General features: G+C 47.5%; 14 protein-coding genes, 7 tRNA genes and 1 rRNA gene. 19 read left to right on the plus strand and 3 right to left on the minus strand.

The genetic code is table 11. From position 1 onward, the window contains the following. Nucleotides 1-8: 8 nt before the first annotated feature. From rrf to AC4EHB_RS12825, 8 genes are all read left to right on the plus strand, one after another. Nucleotides 9-124: ribosomal RNA gene (rrf, locus tag AC4EHB_RS12790) — 5S ribosomal RNA — on the plus strand. Nucleotides 125-160: 36 nt separating this feature from the next. Next, nucleotides 161-233, plus strand: a tRNA-Thr gene (locus tag AC4EHB_RS12795). Nucleotides 234-282: 49 nt separating this feature from the next. Further along, nucleotides 283-357, plus strand: a tRNA-Glu gene (locus AC4EHB_RS12800). A 4-nt stretch (nt 358-361) separates the two neighbouring features. Then, a tRNA-Val gene (locus AC4EHB_RS12805) sits at nt 362-437 on the plus strand. 23 nt (nt 438-460) lie between these two features. Next, nucleotides 461-544 (plus strand) — tRNA-Tyr (locus AC4EHB_RS12810). A gap of 16 nt (nt 545-560) precedes the next feature. Next, nucleotides 561-635: transfer RNA gene (locus AC4EHB_RS12815), tRNA-Gln, on the plus strand. 9 nt (nt 636-644) lie between these two features. Then, a tRNA-Lys gene (locus AC4EHB_RS12820) sits at nt 645-717 on the plus strand. Between the two features lie 27 nt (nt 718-744). Continuing rightward, nucleotides 745-817, plus strand: a tRNA-Ala gene (locus AC4EHB_RS12825). 70 nt (nt 818-887) lie between these two features. On the opposite strand, the gene AC4EHB_RS12830 is transcribed toward AC4EHB_RS12825, so the two are convergent. Further along, complete coding sequence (locus AC4EHB_RS12830) at nt 888-1,967, minus strand: citrate synthase/methylcitrate synthase (RefSeq protein ID WP_490981763.1); 1,080 nt, start codon at nt 1,965-1,967, stop codon at nt 888-890. Between the two features lie 103 nt (nt 1,968-2,070). Between AC4EHB_RS12830 and AC4EHB_RS12835 the strand changes: the two genes are divergently transcribed. The 9 genes from AC4EHB_RS12835 (at nt 2,071) to glmS (ending at nt 11,525) form a co-directional block, all read left to right on the plus strand. Next, on the plus strand, nt 2,071-2,952 hold the full coding sequence (locus tag AC4EHB_RS12835) for a LysR family transcriptional regulator (protein WP_490981764.1): 882 nt from the start codon (nt 2,071-2,073) through the stop codon (nt 2,950-2,952). A 15-nt stretch (nt 2,953-2,967) separates the two neighbouring features. After that, a complete protein-coding gene (locus AC4EHB_RS12840; RefSeq protein WP_490981765.1) occupies nt 2,968-3,528 on the plus strand; it encodes a GNAT family N-acetyltransferase in 561 nt (186 codons plus the stop codon). A 70-nt stretch (nt 3,529-3,598) separates the two neighbouring features. After that, nucleotides 3,599-4,507, plus strand: a complete 909-nt coding sequence (gene rocF / locus AC4EHB_RS12845; RefSeq protein WP_490976358.1) for an arginase — start codon at nt 3,599-3,601, stop codon at nt 4,505-4,507. Nucleotides 4,508-4,677: 170 nt separating this feature from the next. Next, a complete protein-coding gene (gene sigW, locus AC4EHB_RS12850) occupies nt 4,678-5,241 on the plus strand; it encodes an RNA polymerase sigma factor SigW (protein WP_490976357.1) in 564 nt (187 codons plus the stop codon). A 12-nt stretch (nt 5,242-5,253) separates the two neighbouring features. After that, entirely contained in the window at nt 5,254-5,886 is a 633-nt protein-coding gene (locus tag AC4EHB_RS12855; RefSeq protein ID WP_490976356.1) for an anti-sigma factor family protein, read from the plus strand. Nucleotides 5,887-5,985: 99 nt separating this feature from the next. After that, nucleotides 5,986-6,825, plus strand: coding sequence for a diadenylate cyclase CdaA (gene cdaA, locus AC4EHB_RS12860; RefSeq protein WP_135502831.1), 840 nt, complete (start codon nt 5,986-5,988; stop codon nt 6,823-6,825). Next, nucleotides 6,818-7,792 (plus strand): CdaR family protein, encoded by a 975-nt coding sequence (locus AC4EHB_RS12865; RefSeq protein WP_490981766.1) that lies wholly within the window; start codon nt 6,818-6,820, stop codon nt 7,790-7,792. The genes cdaA and AC4EHB_RS12865 overlap by 8 nt, the downstream gene beginning before the upstream one ends. Before the next feature lie 116 nt (nt 7,793-7,908). Then, on the plus strand, nt 7,909-9,258 hold the full coding sequence (gene glmM / locus AC4EHB_RS12870; RefSeq protein WP_490976354.1) for a phosphoglucosamine mutase: 1,350 nt from the start codon (nt 7,909-7,911) through the stop codon (nt 9,256-9,258). A gap of 464 nt (nt 9,259-9,722) precedes the next feature. Beyond that, entirely contained in the window at nt 9,723-11,525 is a 1,803-nt protein-coding gene (gene glmS, locus AC4EHB_RS12875) for a glutamine--fructose-6-phosphate transaminase (isomerizing) (RefSeq protein WP_490981767.1), read from the plus strand. Nucleotides 11,526-11,660: 135 nt separating this feature from the next. Here the strand turns inward: glmS and AC4EHB_RS12880 are convergent, their stop codons facing one another. Beyond that, nucleotides 11,661-12,362 carry a GntR family transcriptional regulator gene (locus tag AC4EHB_RS12880; protein ID WP_490981768.1) on the minus strand — a complete coding sequence of 234 codons (702 nt, stop codon included), beginning with the start codon at nt 12,360-12,362 and terminating at the stop codon, nt 11,661-11,663. Nucleotides 12,363-12,551: 189 nt separating this feature from the next. Between AC4EHB_RS12880 and bglA the strand changes: the two genes are divergently transcribed. Further along, nucleotides 12,552-13,991, plus strand: coding sequence for a 6-phospho-beta-glucosidase BglA (bglA, locus tag AC4EHB_RS12885; RefSeq protein WP_490981769.1), 1,440 nt, complete (start codon nt 12,552-12,554; stop codon nt 13,989-13,991). 105 nt (nt 13,992-14,096) lie between these two features. Continuing rightward, nucleotides 14,097-14,645, plus strand: a complete 549-nt coding sequence (locus AC4EHB_RS12890) for a P-loop NTPase family protein (RefSeq protein WP_490981770.1) — start codon at nt 14,097-14,099, stop codon at nt 14,643-14,645. 66 nt (nt 14,646-14,711) lie between these two features. Here the strand turns inward: AC4EHB_RS12890 and AC4EHB_RS12895 are convergent, their stop codons facing one another. Then, entirely contained in the window at nt 14,712-15,017 is a 306-nt protein-coding gene (locus AC4EHB_RS12895; RefSeq protein ID WP_490981771.1) for a hypothetical protein, read from the minus strand. Between the last annotated feature and the right edge of the window lie 7 nt (nt 15,018-15,024).

Here is a 15,024-nt window from a genome sequence, read left to right on the forward strand (position 1 = left end):
GAAAATAGTCCAGTGATGATGGCAAAGAGGCCACACCCGTTCCCATCCCGAACACGGCAGTTAAGCTCTTTTGCGCCGATGGTAGTTGGGGGTTTCCCCCTGTGAGAGTAGGACGTCGCTGGTCTATTTATATTTTTTGCCTTAATTATTCTAATGCCATGCTTCCATAGCTCAGCAGGTAGAGTGCTTCCATGGTAAGGAAGAGGTCACCGGTTCGAATCCGGTTGGGAGCTTATTTTTACAAAGAGGTTTCTGTAAAAAGATTAAACAAAAAATGATCAAGGCCCCTTGGTCAAGCGGTTAAGACACCGCCCTTTCACGGCGGTAACACGGGTTCGAATCCCGTAGGGGTCACCATTATGGAGGATTAGCTCAGCTGGGAGAGCATCTGCCTTACAAGCAGAGGGTCGGCGGTTCGATCCCGTCATCCTCCACCATGTTTTTTAAAAATTTAAATAGCGGTGGGGTAGCGAAGTGGCTAAACGCGGCGGACTGTAAATCCGCTCCTTCGGGTTCGGCAGTTCGAATCTGCCCCCCACCACCAGTTTTATATCAGGCATTGGGGTATAGCCAAGCGGTAAGGCAACGGGTTTTGATCCCGTCATGCCCTGGTTCGAATCCAGGTACCCCAGCCATTTTTTTATGAGCCATTAGCTCAGCTGGTAGAGCATCTGACTTTTAATCAGAGGGTCGAAGGTTCGAATCCTTCATGGCTCATCTTTATTTCTTGCGCCTGTTCAGCGCGGGGCCTTAGCTCAGCTGGGAGAGCGCGTCGCTGGCAGTGACGAGGTCAGGGGTTCGAGCCCCCTAGGCTCCATTGTTCCATGTGTATTTGTACTATCCATGTGTAAAAAGGCCGCATCCATTCAATTGGATGCGGCCTTTTTTTAGTTTCCGACGTATTCCGATTGCGGCCGGAATATAACGTTGTCGCTTTGCTGCTCCAAGACATGGGCGGTCCATCCGACGATGCGGGCAATGCTGAAGGACGGCGTGAACAATTCCGGCGGCATGTCGATCGAGCGCATGATGGCGGCTGCGTAGAATTCAACATTCGTGTGCAGCGCGCGTCCCGGTTTATGGAGGTTTAACAACCGGATGATTTCTGTTTCGGCGGCCGTCGCCAGATCGAGCCAATTGTCCTCGCCTTGCAAAACGAGGCATTTCTTTCGGAGGATGACTGAGCGCGGATCTTCGGTGCGGTAAATGCGATGGCCAAAGCCCATGATTTTTTCGCCGCTCGCCAATTTGGTTCGGATGACGCTTTCGATGCGGGCGGGCGTTTGGATTTCTTCCAGCAAGTCGATGACGCCGGAAGGAGCTCCGCCGTGCAAAGGGCCTTTCATCGTTCCAAGAGCGGACGTGATGGCTGCTACCATATCTGATTCAGTGGATACGGTGACGCGTGCGGCAAAAGTAGAAGCGTTCATGCCGTGTTCCATGGTCAATTTCAAGTATGTGTCCAAAGCTTCAATATGCACGTTTGCGGGCTCCTGGCTGTTCAGCATCCACAGGAAATTTGCAGTGTGGCCAAGGTCTTGGCGCGGTTCTACGGGCTTCAAGCCGTGTTTTAAACGATAAAGCATGGCTGCCATCACCGGAAGTGCTGCGGTCAGCGCAAATGCCTGGTTTTTCGGGCTGCGCTGAATGAATTCGGTACTGCTGAAAGCCGAAACGAGCGTCCGCAGGTTGTCCATGATCGAAACATCGGTCGGCAGCAGTTCTGCAATCGCTGCTACGTGTGCGGGCAAGATGCGTTCTTTTTTCAGCCCTTCCACGAGTGCATGCAATTCATTTTCCTCCGGCCACGCGCCGTTCCACAAGAAAAACGTGGTTTCTTCAAATGTTTTCCCCTCCACTGCCTTGTCTACCGGCAGTCCGCGGTACTTCAGCTCGCCTTTATCCCCGTCAACCGAGGCGATTTTAGTTTGTACAGCTACTACGCCTTTTAAGCCTTTCTGGAACATGTGAATTCCTCCTTTTTTATCAGCATACTCCGCATCTATGATAATGAAAATTAAAGATATATAATTGAATCAATCAAAATACTTAATTAAAGGAGAGGGCAATATGGAATTGGCGTGGCTGAAAACGTTCGTTGATGCTGCTGAAACAGGAAACTTCCGCAAGACGTCGGAACGCCTGCTAATGTCACAGCCGAATGTTACGGTGCATATTAAGTTATTGGAGGAATTTCTGGGCATTGCGCTTTTTAAACGGGAAAATAACAGAGTGGCGTTGACGGAAGCGGGCCGGCGATTCAAACTACAGGCAGAAGGTGTGCTCAATCAGCTTGAGCGGAGCATCGAAGGACTTCATGCGTTTGAACAAGGCTACCGGAAGAAATGGACATTGGCCATCTCGCCGCTGATGGCGGAAACAGTTCTGCCTTATATATTGAAGTCGTTCATGCGGGACCATCCGGACATAGAACTTGTTATCCGCGTAGAAGAGTCGGAAGGGATTGAGGAGCTTGTGGACACTGGGGAGGTATCTGCGGGCCTCTCTGCGCTGCCTTCGGTGCGGCGCAGTGTGATCCACGAAACTGCCTACCGCGACCGGCTCTTGTTCATCTTGCCAAGGGATGCTTACGATGATGAGGGCGGACCCGCCATTTCCATTGAAACGGTGCTGCAATCGGCATTTTTGTTTACTCATCACCATCCGGTCTTTTGGGATGAGTTGCTGCTGAAACTGCGGCGGGACATGCCGGGCTTGCGGACGATGAAAGTGACGCAAACCCACATCGCCAAACGCTTTATCCAGGAAGGGCTTGGCATGTCGTTTCTGCCGGCTTCTATGGTGCGGCGCGAGTTGATCGAAGGCAGGCTGATGGATGCCCATTTCGATTTGTTTCCGCTGCCTGAAGTTTTGACTTATTATTTAGTGAAAGAGATGGGTGCGTTGGAACGTGAATTTTTAGAGCGCATCCAAGCGGTCCATTTCAGTTAGAAAGGGTGATTTGTAATGATGGAACATTCTGGGGTACGGCTAAGGACGTTAGAACACAGCCACATACGGGCTTTGTGGGAACTCCACACACCGGCTATTTTTGAGCATATGCTGACGAAAGTGAAGAATTTCGACGAGATGAAAGCATGGATCGAGGCGGGAATCGGCCGCAGCAATGTGCTGGGATTTGTGGTGGAGGAGATGGAAACTGGAAGAATCATTGGCACGACGCGGATTGCTATGATCGACCGCAAAAACAGGAGCTGCGAAATCGGATCCACTTTCTATGCCGAATCCGCACAGCGCAGCCACGTCAATACGGCTGTAAAAACGATGCTGCTGGCGCATTGCTTCGAAGAAATGGGCATGATCCGTGTCCAGTTTAAAACCGATGCAGAAAATCAACGTTCTCAACAAGCGCTGGAAAGGCTTGGCGCTGTCAAAGAAGGAGTGATCCGCAACGAACGGATCCGATCGACCGGCAAGCCAAGGGATGCTGTGCTTTACGCAATCATCGACAGTGAATGGCCGAATGTCAAAGAACGTTTGATTAATAAAATGAATAAATATACTTAAATTTGTCAGGTTGAGCCATTGCAACAAGAGAAGTTACAATGGACTTAGACTTCAAAGGGGGTATAAAATAATGAATAAAAAGAACATCTCGATTATTGGTGTACCAATGGACCATGGACAGAACCGCCGCGGCGTAGACATGGGGCCAAGCGCAATCCGCTATGCGGGCGTTGTAGACCGCATTGAAAGCCTGGGCTACTCGGTGACAGATGAAGGGGACATCCAAATCGGACAGGCAGACGGCAAACTTGATGCTGACACGAATTTGCGCAATTTGAAGATTGTCACGGAAGCGACTGAAGCTCTGGGCGCGAAAGTGTTTGAAGTGGCAGAAGCAGGCAATTTCCCGCTCGTACTTGGCGGAGACCACAGCATCGCAATCGGTACATTGGCCGGCATTTCTGAACGCCATGAAAACTTGGGCGTCATCTGGTACGACGCGCATGCAGACATGAACACGAGCGACACTTCACCATCCGGCAATATCCACGGCATGCCGCTTGCGGCAAGCTTCGGCCTAGGCCATGAGCAATTGACGCATATCCGCGGCTATTCACCAAAAGTGAAGCCGGAGAACATCGTTATCATCGGCGCACGTTCGGTTGACCCAGGAGAACGTGAATTGATCAAAGAACTCGGCATCCGCGTATACAGCATGCACGAAATCGACAGCATGGGAATGCATGCCGTCATCGATGACGCGATCCAGTACTTGAAAGAAGAACGCCGTACGGACGCTGTGCATTTATCGCTTGACCTCGACGGCATTGACCCGATGTACACGCCAGGTGTCGGCACACCAGTTCCAGGGGGCATCACGTACCGTGAAAGCCATTTGGCAATGGAATTATTATTCGATGCCGGGATCATCACTTCTGCGGAATTTGTGGAAGTCAATCCGATTCTTGACGAGAAAAACCGCACAGCGGATGTTGCTGTAGCGCTAATCGGCTCCTTACTAGGGGAAAAACTACTATAAAACAGGCGAAAGCCTGTTTTTTTTATGGGCTTTTTTATTCATTGAAATTTAAATAAGATGGGATTTTCTGGGCAAGATTTGTTAGGATAGAAGTTGAGAAATAAAATGAAACTTTATGAAAAGTAATCCGTATATAAAAGACAGCCGCATAGGCGGAGGGAAATGAGAGCATGGATGCTTTAGTGAATAAACGAATAAAACAAGTGTTAAAAGGGGATCAACAGGCATTTGCAGAGATTGTTGAATTGTACCAGCACCAGCTGTTCCAAATTTGCTATCGCATGCTCGGTAATAGGCACGAAGCGGAAGACATCGCCCAGGAGGCTTTCACACGAGCCTATGTGAATTTGCATACCTTTGACCAGCAGCGGAAGTTTTCGACGTGGCTTTACCGCATCGCGACGAATTTATGCATTGACCGGATCCGCAAGAAAAAGCCGGATTATCACCTTGATGCGGAAGTACGCGGCACAGAAGGGCTGAATATGTACTCGTCGATTGCGAATGACGACCAACTGCCGGAAGAAGAATTGATGAAGATGGAAGTACAGGAACGGGTACAATATGAAATTAGCCGCTTGCCAGATAAGTACCGTGCCGCTATTGTATTAAAGTACATTGAAGAATTGCCGCTGGCGGAAATCAGCGAAATTTTGGATTTGCCGCTTGGTACCGTGAAGACGCGTATACACCGGGGGCGAGAAGCTCTTCGGAAGCAATTGAGCAATTTGTAGGAGGCGAGCACGATGACGACGTGTCCGGAAAAAATCATCCGATTCATGGATGATTATTTAGACGGGGATTTAGAGCCCGAAGATGAAGCGGTGCTGAAAGGCTATTTGGAAAGCTGCAGCGATTGCCGTAAGATGTATCATGAATTGACCAAGACGATTGCCTTAGTGCAAAGTGCTTCGCATATACAGGCGCCTGCCAGTTTTGTCCAGAAGACGATGGAGCGGCTGCCAAAAGAAAAGAAACGCGGCAGTGCCCAGCGCTGGTTCAGGCAGCACCCGTTCGTTACAGCCGCAGCGTTGTTCATCTTGATGATGAGCGCTGCGCTGTTTACGAGTTTCAATGAAGACCAGCAATTCGCATTCACCAAACAGCCGAATCTGCAGGTAGAGGACGAAACGGTCATTGTACCGAAAGGAATGGTCGTCGACGGCGATTTGACCATCCGCAATGGCGATCTTAGGGTAGAAGGCGAACTAAACGGCGACGTGACGATCGTCAACGGCCAGTTTATGGCTTCGAGCGGTGTGATTACCGGTGAAATTGAAGAAATCGACCAGATTTTCGAATGGTTGTGGTATGGCATCAAGGAAGTTTCAAAAGATGCTGCCGCTATTTTCAGCAGCAACAATAGTGAAGACAAGTAGAGCCTATCCTTCCATGGATAGGTTTTTTCTTTCGGGGCAAGTAAAATCGGGTTATGATATACTAAAGTATATGCAGATGTTGAAAAGCGAGGGTTGCAGATGCCGTTTTTGGATAATTTAACAAATCAAACACCACTCGAACTTTTAGTGAATGTCATTGATATTTTATTAGTATGGTTCGTTGTCTATAAATTGATCACCCTCATTAAAGGGACTAAGGCTGTCCAATTATTGAAGGGGATATTCTTCATCGTCATTGCGTATCTGATTACCCAAGCGCTCAATTTGGAGACGCTCGGCTGGATCATGCAACAAGTTCTGAATTGGGGCTTTTTGGCTATCATCATCATCTTTCAGCCGGAAATGCGCCGCGCATTGGAGCAGCTGGGGCGAGGAAAGCTATTTTCCAGCAGCACGCTGAACGAAGAATCTGAGCGCAACCGATTGATTGAAGCCATGGTCAAGTCAGTCAGCTATATGGCGAAACGCCGAATCGGTGCGTTAATCTCGATTGAACGCGAAACCGGATTGAGTGAATACATCGAAACGGGAATTCCGATGAACTCCGACATTACGTCAGAGTTATTGATCAATTTATTCATTCCCAATACGCCTTTGCACGATGGTGCAGTTATCATCCAGCGAAACCGGATTGCAGCGGCGGCTTGCTATTTGCCGCTGTCAGAAAGCCCTTTTATCTCAAAAGAGCTGGGAACGCGCCACCGGGCAGCGCTTGGCATCAGTGAAGTGACAGACGCTATTACAGTCATTGTCTCAGAAGAGACAGGTGCAATCAGCCTGACAGCCAATGGCGATCTGCACCGCAACTTGTCGCTCGAGGATTTTGAAGCGAAATTGCGCAGAATCTGGTTCGGAGCCGAACAGCAGCAGCAAGCGGATTCTTCCTGGTGGAACTGGAGGGGGAAAAAGAATGGATAATTTGATGGACAGCCCTTGGTTTTTACGGATCATGGCATTGTTGCTCGCATTCCTATTATTCTTTTCCGTCAAAGCGGCTGATGATACGAATAGCGCAGTCGACAGCGGAACAATTACTGAAAAAATTGAAGATGTGGCATTGGAAGTTTATTATGATGACACCAATTTAATGGTTAGCGGCCTGCCTGAGACGGTGGACTTGACGATTTCAGGTCCGACGAGCGTCGTGCAGACTACGCGCCAATTAAAGGATTTTACGTTATTCGTCGATTTGCGGGACTTGGAAATGGGAGAGCACCGCATTTCAATTCAGACAGAGAATTTGTCTGAGCAATTGCGGGTGCAGATGGACCCGGCATTTGTTGAAATCAACATTGAGGAACGAGTAAGCCAGGAATTCCGCATCGATCCGGAATTGAACGAACGCCTTCTTGCAGAGGGCTTCGTGCTCGAGAGCATGGTGGCCGATCCGAATTCCGTTATGGTGACAGGGCCGAAAAGCGTCATTGACTCTATCAGCTTTGTTAAAGCAACCATTACGGGTGAGCCCGGCATCAACAAGTCGTTTGAAACAGAGGCGCGCGTGCGCGTCCTTGCCAATGATTTGACGAAGCTTGAAAATGTCACGATTGAGCCTGAAGCGGTCCAAGTGGCGGTCGGCATCGAAGAATACAGCAAGGAAGTGCCTGTGAGCTTGAGCCAAAGCGGCGAGCCGCCAGCGGGCATCACCATCAATTCACTGGAATCCTCTGTAGAGAATGTCCGGATTTATGGGCCGAAAAACATCGTCGACGAGATTGCGGAATTGCCGGTGGAGGTCGATGTAGCGGATATCACAGCTGCTAATTCAGAGCTCGATATTGATTTGCTGCTGCCGAACGGAATCACTTCACTGGATCCGAAAAAGATTACGGTTGAAGCGGATATAACGGTCGAGAATGAGCTTGAGATGCCTGCAGGCACTTGAAAATTGCCGAATTTCGGCAAAAGCCCTTCTTGAATTTTGCTGTTTTGCGCAAAATGCATTAAAGTATAAAAATGGATTATTCTGTAATGAAGATAGAGTCAAAAGGAGAGAACATAATGGGTAAATATTTTGGAACTGATGGTGTGCGAGGTGTAGCTAATAGCGAACTGACACCTGAATTAGCTTTTAAATTAGGTCGCTTCGGCGGTTATATATTAACAAAGAGTTCGAAAGAAAAGCCGAAGGTATTGATCGGCCGCGATACGCGGATTTCAGGGGAAATGCTTGAAGGCGCATTGGCTGCAGGCTTGCTGTCAGTAGGGGCGGAAGTAATGCGCCTCGGCATCATCAGCACACCGGGAGTTTCTTATTTGACGCGTGTCATGAGCGCTGAAGCAGGCGTCATGATTTCAGCTTCTCATAACCCGGTAGAAGACAACGGCATCAAGTTTTTCGGTTCGGACGGCTTTAAACTGTCCGACGACCAGGAAGCGGAAATCGAAGCGCTGCTTGACAGCGAAGTAGATTTATTGCCGCGTCCGACAGGCGGAGACCTTGGCAGCATTACGGATTATTTCGAAGGCGGTCAAAAATACATTCAGTACTTGAAGCAGACCGTAGATGAAGAGTTCACAAATATCCATGTAGCGTTGGATTGCGCACATGGTGCGACTTCAACATTGGCGACGCATGTTTTCGCAGATCTGGATGCTGACATCTCATCAATGGGTGCTTCACCGAACGGCTTGAATATCAACGATAAAGTGGGCTCGACGCATCCGGAGAAGTTAGCAGAATTGGTATTGGCTAAAAATGCCGACATCGGTCTTGCATTTGATGGCGACGGCGACCGTTTGATCGCGGTGGACGAAAAAGGCAAGATTGTCGATGGCGACCAAATCATGTACGTCATCGCGAAATACCTGCATGGTGAAGGCCGTTTGAAAAAGAACACAGTCGTTTCGACTGTTATGAGCAATATGGGCTTTTACAAAGCATTGGAAGAGCACGGAATGGAAAGCAGACAGACCGCTGTCGGTGACCGCTACGTGGTTGAAGAAATGAAAAAGAACGAATACAATCTGGGCGGCGAGCAATCGGGCCACATCATTTTCCTGGATTACAATACAACCGGCGACGGCTTGTTGACAGGCCTTCAATTGGTGAACATCATGAAAGTGACCGGCAAGAAATTGTCGGAGCTGGCTGGAGAAATGACGATCTTCCCACAGAAACTGGTGAATATTCGCGTCACCGATAAGCATGCTGTAACTGACAATGCGAAAGTTGCTGCAAAAATTGCGGAAGTCGAAGCGGAAATGGGAGGCAACGGCCGTGTGCTGGTGCGCCCATCCGGAACAGAGCCATTGGTTCGCGTCATGGTTGAGGCATCATCCGCTGCTGCTTGTGAAGAGTATGTAGAACGCATTGCCGAAGTCGTGCGCGCAGAAATGGGCATGAAATAAAATAGCTGAAAGGAAGCTCTTGAATGCCATGAAAATGGCCAGCAAGAGCTTTTTTTAATAGCCAATAAAGAAAGCGCTTCCAAAAAGAATGGGGTCATTAAAAGGCGCAACAGGGTCCTGAAGCCCTATTTCAATGGGGTTTCATTGACTTTCCAAGTGTTGGGAGGTATGATGAAATTGCCTATTTCGGGCCGCAGGAAAAGGGGGATAGCAAAGCGTACAAGGAAAATAGTTGAAGCGCCTGTACTGGAAAAATCGGATGGACAAATCTGTTTCCAGTAGACGAGGAGGAGGAGTATCGATGTTTCGGCGGATACCTCCCGGCCGCGAAGCCCGGTCGTAATATCTTGCATCCAAAACAGCTGAGTGATCGGTTGGACAACGGTGTGGATGGGCTCATCGGAAGCGTTTGCGAACGTAGGCAAACGCTCATTTTGACTTATAGGAAAATGGAGGAATTTAAAATGTGTGGAATTGTAGGATATATCGGGGAAAATGATTCAAAGGAAATTTTGTTAAAAGGATTGGAACGATTGGAATACCGTGGATACGATTCAGCGGGTATTGCAGTGCGCGGCGGTGAAGGCGTCACAGTATTCAAAGAAAAAGGCCGCATTGCTGATTTGCGCGCAATCGTAGCAGATGAAGTAATGGGAACGACGGGAATTGGGCATACGCGCTGGGCGACTCATGGCAAACCGAATAAAGTTAATGCCCATCCACACCAAAATACTTCGGACCGCTTCACAATCGTCCATAATGGCGTTATCGAAAACTATCATCATTTGCAGCGCGATTATTTGGCTGGCGTTGAAATGGATTCAGACACGGACACAGAAGTAATCGTCCAGTTGATCGGCAAGCTAGTTGCAGAAGGCATGACGACAAAAGAAGCGTTCAGCAAAACTTTGACATTGTTGAAGGGTTCATACGCAATCGCGTTATTGGACGCTGAAGAAGCGCAGACGATCTTTGTTGCGAAAAACAAGAGCCCGTTGCTTGTTGGACTTGGTGAAGGCTTTAATGTTGTCGCAAGTGATGCAATGGCAATGCTTCAGGTCACGAACCAATTTGTGGAATTGATGGACAAAGAAATCGTCATCGTCCGCAAAGACAGCGTTGAAATTTCAACATTGGACGGCGAAGTGGTAAGCCGCCAACCGTTCACAGCGGAAATCGACATGAGCGATATCGAAAAAGGGACATACCCTCATTATATGTTGAAAGAAATTGACGAGCAGCCTGCAGTTATGCGCAAAATCGTTCAAGCTTACCAGGACGGCGCAGACCAATTGACAATCCAGCCGGAAATCCTGGATGCGATGAAAAATGCAGACCGCATTCACATTATTGCAGCAGGAACAAGCTATCACGCTGGTTTGATCGGCAAAGAATACATCGAGAAAATGGCGCGCATTCCAGTAGAAGTGCATGTAGCGAGCGAATTCGGCTACAACATGCCGCTTCTGTCTGAAAAACCATTGTTCATCTTTATCTCGCAATCAGGCGAAACGGCTGATAGCCGCCAAGTTCTTGTGAAGATCAAAGAGATGGGCCACCCATCATTGACGATCACAAACGTTGCCGGTTCTACGCTTTCACGTGAATCGGATTACACGTTATTGTTGTACGCAGGCCCTGAAATTGCCGTCGCGTCGACAAAAGCATACACAGCACAAATTGCTGTCTTGTCGATCTTGTCAGCAGTAACAGCACAGTCCAAAGGCCTTGAAATCGGCTTTGACCTCGTGCAGGAACTTGGAATCGTTGCAAACGCGATCCAAGCCCAAGTGGACATGAAAGAAGAAATGGAGCAAATTGCCCGTGACTTCCTTTCAACTACACGCAATTGCTTCTTTATCGGTCGCGTAATGGATTATTTCGTTGGTCTTGAAGGCGCATTGAAACTGAAAGAAATTTCGTATATCCAAGCGGAAGGTTTTGCCGGCGGCGAATTGAAGCACGGAACGATCGCTTTGATCGAAGAAGGCACTCCGGTTATCGCGCTTGCAACGCAAGAAGCGGTTAACCTAAGCATCCGCGGAAACGTCAAAGAAGTAGCAGCACGCGGCGCTCACCCATGCATCATTTCAATGGAAGGCTTGCAGGAAGAAGGCGACAGCCTTGTGCTTCCGAAGGTCAATGAATTGTTGTCACCGCTTGTCTCTGTTATCCCAATGCAGTTGATCAGCTATTACGCAGCGCTTCACCGCGATTGCGACGTAGACAAGCCACGCAACTTGGCTAAGTCTGTAACAGTTGAATAAATCCGTTTGTAAATAAATATAGAAAAAAAGGACGTTCGAAAAGTGGCCAGCCACTTTTGCGAACGTCTTTTTTTAGGTTCAGGAATAGAAAAAGCCTGCCCTCTGCTGAGAGAGGGCAGGCACATATTTCATAGTCTACAAATCCGCTTGAACAAAGAAGTGAGATTGTACATAGTTATACGTTACTTTGGAAAAGTCGAATGGCTGGCCATTGGTTAAGTGGAAAATAGATTCCACGTATAGTTTGGGATCGCCTTCTTTCAGCTCTAAATACTGAGCTTCTTCAGCGGTCAATTTGTTGACATGAAGAAACGTATCGGCAAATCCAATACTCAAGCCCAACCCTTCCGTAATGTAATTAAAAATCGATTCAGTGATGATTTCGTTGTTCAAATATGTGACGATTGATTTGGTGAAATACGATTCCTCCAGGCACAGCGTCTGTCCGTGGATAAACCGGATTCTTTTGACGTAGTAGACATCGTCGCCGACGCCGATATTCAAATTAAGCGCAGCTTCTTTTGTCGGTTTTCGTACGTCGAGTTCGATCACTTTTGACGTGAGTTGAAATTCTTCCAACATTTTTTTGAAGCCTTGATTCGACAGCAAGCTGATATAGCCATTTCTCTTATGCCTTCTGACAAAAATCCCGCTGCCTCGAACTTGAAATACGACACCTTTTTTCTCTAACAATTCCAATGCTTTCGTCACTGTACTTTTGCTGACATGGAACTGGAGCATCAAATCTTGCAGGACTGGCAGCTTAGCGCCTTGCTGCAGCTTATGTTCTTCTATGTAATTTTCCAGTTCGTCTGCGATGTGCTGATATTTTAACATGGGCATACCTCTTTGCTTTATGGTCTAAATGATACCCGAATTATAACATACACCCTTTAAAAGCTCATCCAATCAAATATTATCATACTAATTAAATTGTGTACTACTTGATTAATTGTACCGGTACAATTAATATAAAGGGGCATTCAACAAAATTAATGACGATTCTTAAAGAGGGAGTGAGATAAAATGGGTAAATTACCAAATGATTTTTTATGGGGCGGCGCTTTAGCGGCCCACCAATTTGAAGGTGGATGGGACCAAGGCGGAAAAGGGCCGAGCGTTGTGGATGTCATGACGGCTGGCGCGCACGGTGTAGCCAGAGAAATAACCGAAACAATCGAGGCCAACAAATTTTATCCGAACCACGAAGCCATTGATTTCTACAGCAAATACAAAGAGGATATCGCTTTGTTTGGTGAAATGGGATTAAAATGCTTGCGGACATCCATCGCCTGGAGCCGGATTTTTCCGAAAGGCGACGAAGCGGAGCCGAACGAAGAAGGCTTGAAATTCTATGACAATGTGTTTGATGAATTGCTGAAGCACGGAATCGAACCGGTCATCACGCTTTCCCATTTTGAAATGCCGCTGCATTTGGCAAGAGAATACGGGGGATTCAGAAACCGTAAAGTAGTAGACCATTTCGTCAAGTTTGCCGAAGTTTGCTTTAACCGATATCAGGACAAAGTGAAATATTGGATGACCTTCAACGAAATCAATAACAAAATGGACGTAGACAATCCGCTATTCCTATGGACAAACTCAGGTGTAGTTGTCCAGGAAGGTGAAAATGCGAAAGAAGTGATGTACCAAGCAGGCCATCATGAACTGCTTGCAAGCGCACTCGCTGTATCCGCCGGAAAAGATATCAATCCCGAATTCAAGATTGGAGCCATGGTTTCCCATGTGCCGATTTATCCGTATTCTTCAAATCCGGCAGATGTGATGCTGGCAGAAGAAGAAATGAGACAGCGCTATTTCTTCCCGGATGTTCATGTACGCGGCCATTACCCAAGCTACGTGTTAAAAGAGTTTGAACGTGAAGGTTATACCATCCAAATGGAACCGGGCGATGACGAAATCCTAAGAAACGGCAAAGTGGATTATGTGGGCTTTAGTTATTACATGTCCACGACGGTGAACAGCAATGTTCAAAATGGTGATTACGGTAATATCGTGACCGGCGGATTGCCGAATGTCGTAGAAAATCCATACATCAAATCAAGCGACTGGGGCTGGGCGATTGACCCTACGGGCTTGAGATATGTATTGAATCGCCTTTACGACCGTTACCAGATTCCTCTTTTCATTGTTGAAAACGGTTTTGGCGCAATTGATACAGTTGAAGAAGATAGCTCAATCCATGACGCGCAAAGAATCGACTATTTGAAATCCCATATCGAGGCATTGGAAAAAGCCGTCACATACGATGGCGTCGATCTGATGGGCTATACACCATGGGGAATCATCGATATTGTGTCGTTCACAACCGGCGAAATGAAAAAACGCTACGGCATGATTCACGTTGACCGCGATAACGAAGGAAATGGATCGATGAAGCGTTCTAAAAAGGATTCGTTTGAATGGTATAAAAAAGTGATTCAGACGAATGGTGAGGAATTGTAAAAGAAAGCTATTTCAGAAAGCGTCCGCAAAGTGATAAGTCACTTTACGAACGCTTTTTGTCGTATTATGGAAGAAGAGTTTACTTGGAACAGGGGGAATAGGTCAATGAAAATCCAGATTATTGGCGGGTCGGGTACTGGAAAGACCACTTTGGGGAAGTTTATCGGCGAAAAAGAAAGAGTGAAATGGATTGATACAGACAGTTACATCTGGAAAGATGATATTTTTACAGAAAGCTATTCTGTTGAAGAGCGATTGGCGATGTACCGGAGGGATATGGAATCTTCCAAAAGCTACGTGGCTTCGGGTTCTGTCTATGCCTGGTGCAAAGATGGCTTTAGAGACCGGAATTTGCTGGTTTTTCTTTTTCTTGATGAAGATCTCCGGCTGGAGAGGCTGCGCGCAAGGGAATTCGAGCGGAACAGCCTATTTTCGCTTAATGAACATGAAGAAATGACGAATGAGTTTTTGGAATGGTGCCAGACGTATTTAAAGGCTGAAGACAAGGACATGGTCGGAACGTATGCTGAGCATGCTCACCAAATGGAAGAATCCAAGAGTCCGGTGCTGAAGCTCGATAGTTCATTGCCGCTTGAAGAGCTCCACGCTAGAATCATGGAAGCCTATAAACTTTCTTCAAAAGAGCTGCGCTGACGCCGCGTTCTGGATTATACATAGAAAAGCGACAAAAAATAACTGCGGGACTGGTAATGCATCCTATTAGGGGCCAGGGTGTTTTTTTTCGGCCATCCCCAGTGCGGCCAATACCAGCATATGGCCGAACGCACCGCCGTTAAAATACAGCACGGACATAGGAAAGTCTAAAAATTCCTCGAAGTTAAAAAGAATATAGTTCGCTTTCCAAACCAAAAAGTATAAAGTGAACGCGTTCCAATCCCATTTGCCGATTTTTTTACTGCTGATGACACGCCAGATGACAGCGGGGATGACAAGGGCGATAAGGTGGCGATCCACACAGCAGGAATTGTGGCGTTGCCGATTTGGTACAAATTCATTTCGGGACACTCCTTTC

It is taken from the genome of Planococcus sp. TJ-302 (assembly GCF_058268455.1).

Excerpts from the sequence above, each read along its gene's own strand:
- AC4EHB_RS12830 (WP_490981763.1), bottom strand. The coding sequence starts at position 1,967 with ATGTTCCAGAAAGGCTTAAAAGGCGTAGTAGCTGTACAAACTAAAATC.
- AC4EHB_RS12835 (WP_490981764.1), top strand. The coding sequence starts at position 2,071 with ATGGAATTGGCGTGGCTGAAAACGTTCGTTGATGCTGCTGAAACAGGA.
- AC4EHB_RS12840 (WP_490981765.1), top strand. The coding sequence starts at position 2,968 with ATGATGGAACATTCTGGGGTACGGCTAAGGACGTTAGAACACAGCCAC.
- rocF (WP_490976358.1), top strand. The coding sequence starts at position 3,599 with ATGAATAAAAAGAACATCTCGATTATTGGTGTACCAATGGACCATGGA.
- sigW (WP_490976357.1), top strand. The coding sequence starts at position 4,678 with ATGGATGCTTTAGTGAATAAACGAATAAAACAAGTGTTAAAAGGGGAT.
- AC4EHB_RS12855 (WP_490976356.1), top strand. The coding sequence starts at position 5,254 with ATGACGACGTGTCCGGAAAAAATCATCCGATTCATGGATGATTATTTA.
- cdaA (WP_135502831.1), top strand. The coding sequence starts at position 5,986 with ATGCCGTTTTTGGATAATTTAACAAATCAAACACCACTCGAACTTTTA.
- AC4EHB_RS12865 (WP_490981766.1), top strand. The coding sequence starts at position 6,818 with ATGGATAATTTGATGGACAGCCCTTGGTTTTTACGGATCATGGCATTG.
- glmM (WP_490976354.1), top strand. The coding sequence starts at position 7,909 with ATGGGTAAATATTTTGGAACTGATGGTGTGCGAGGTGTAGCTAATAGC.
- glmS (WP_490981767.1), top strand. The coding sequence starts at position 9,723 with ATGTGTGGAATTGTAGGATATATCGGGGAAAATGATTCAAAGGAAATT.
- AC4EHB_RS12880 (WP_490981768.1), bottom strand. The coding sequence starts at position 12,362 with ATGTTAAAATATCAGCACATCGCAGACGAACTGGAAAATTACATAGAA.
- bglA (WP_490981769.1), top strand. The coding sequence starts at position 12,552 with ATGGGTAAATTACCAAATGATTTTTTATGGGGCGGCGCTTTAGCGGCC.
- AC4EHB_RS12890 (WP_490981770.1), top strand. The coding sequence starts at position 14,097 with ATGAAAATCCAGATTATTGGCGGGTCGGGTACTGGAAAGACCACTTTG.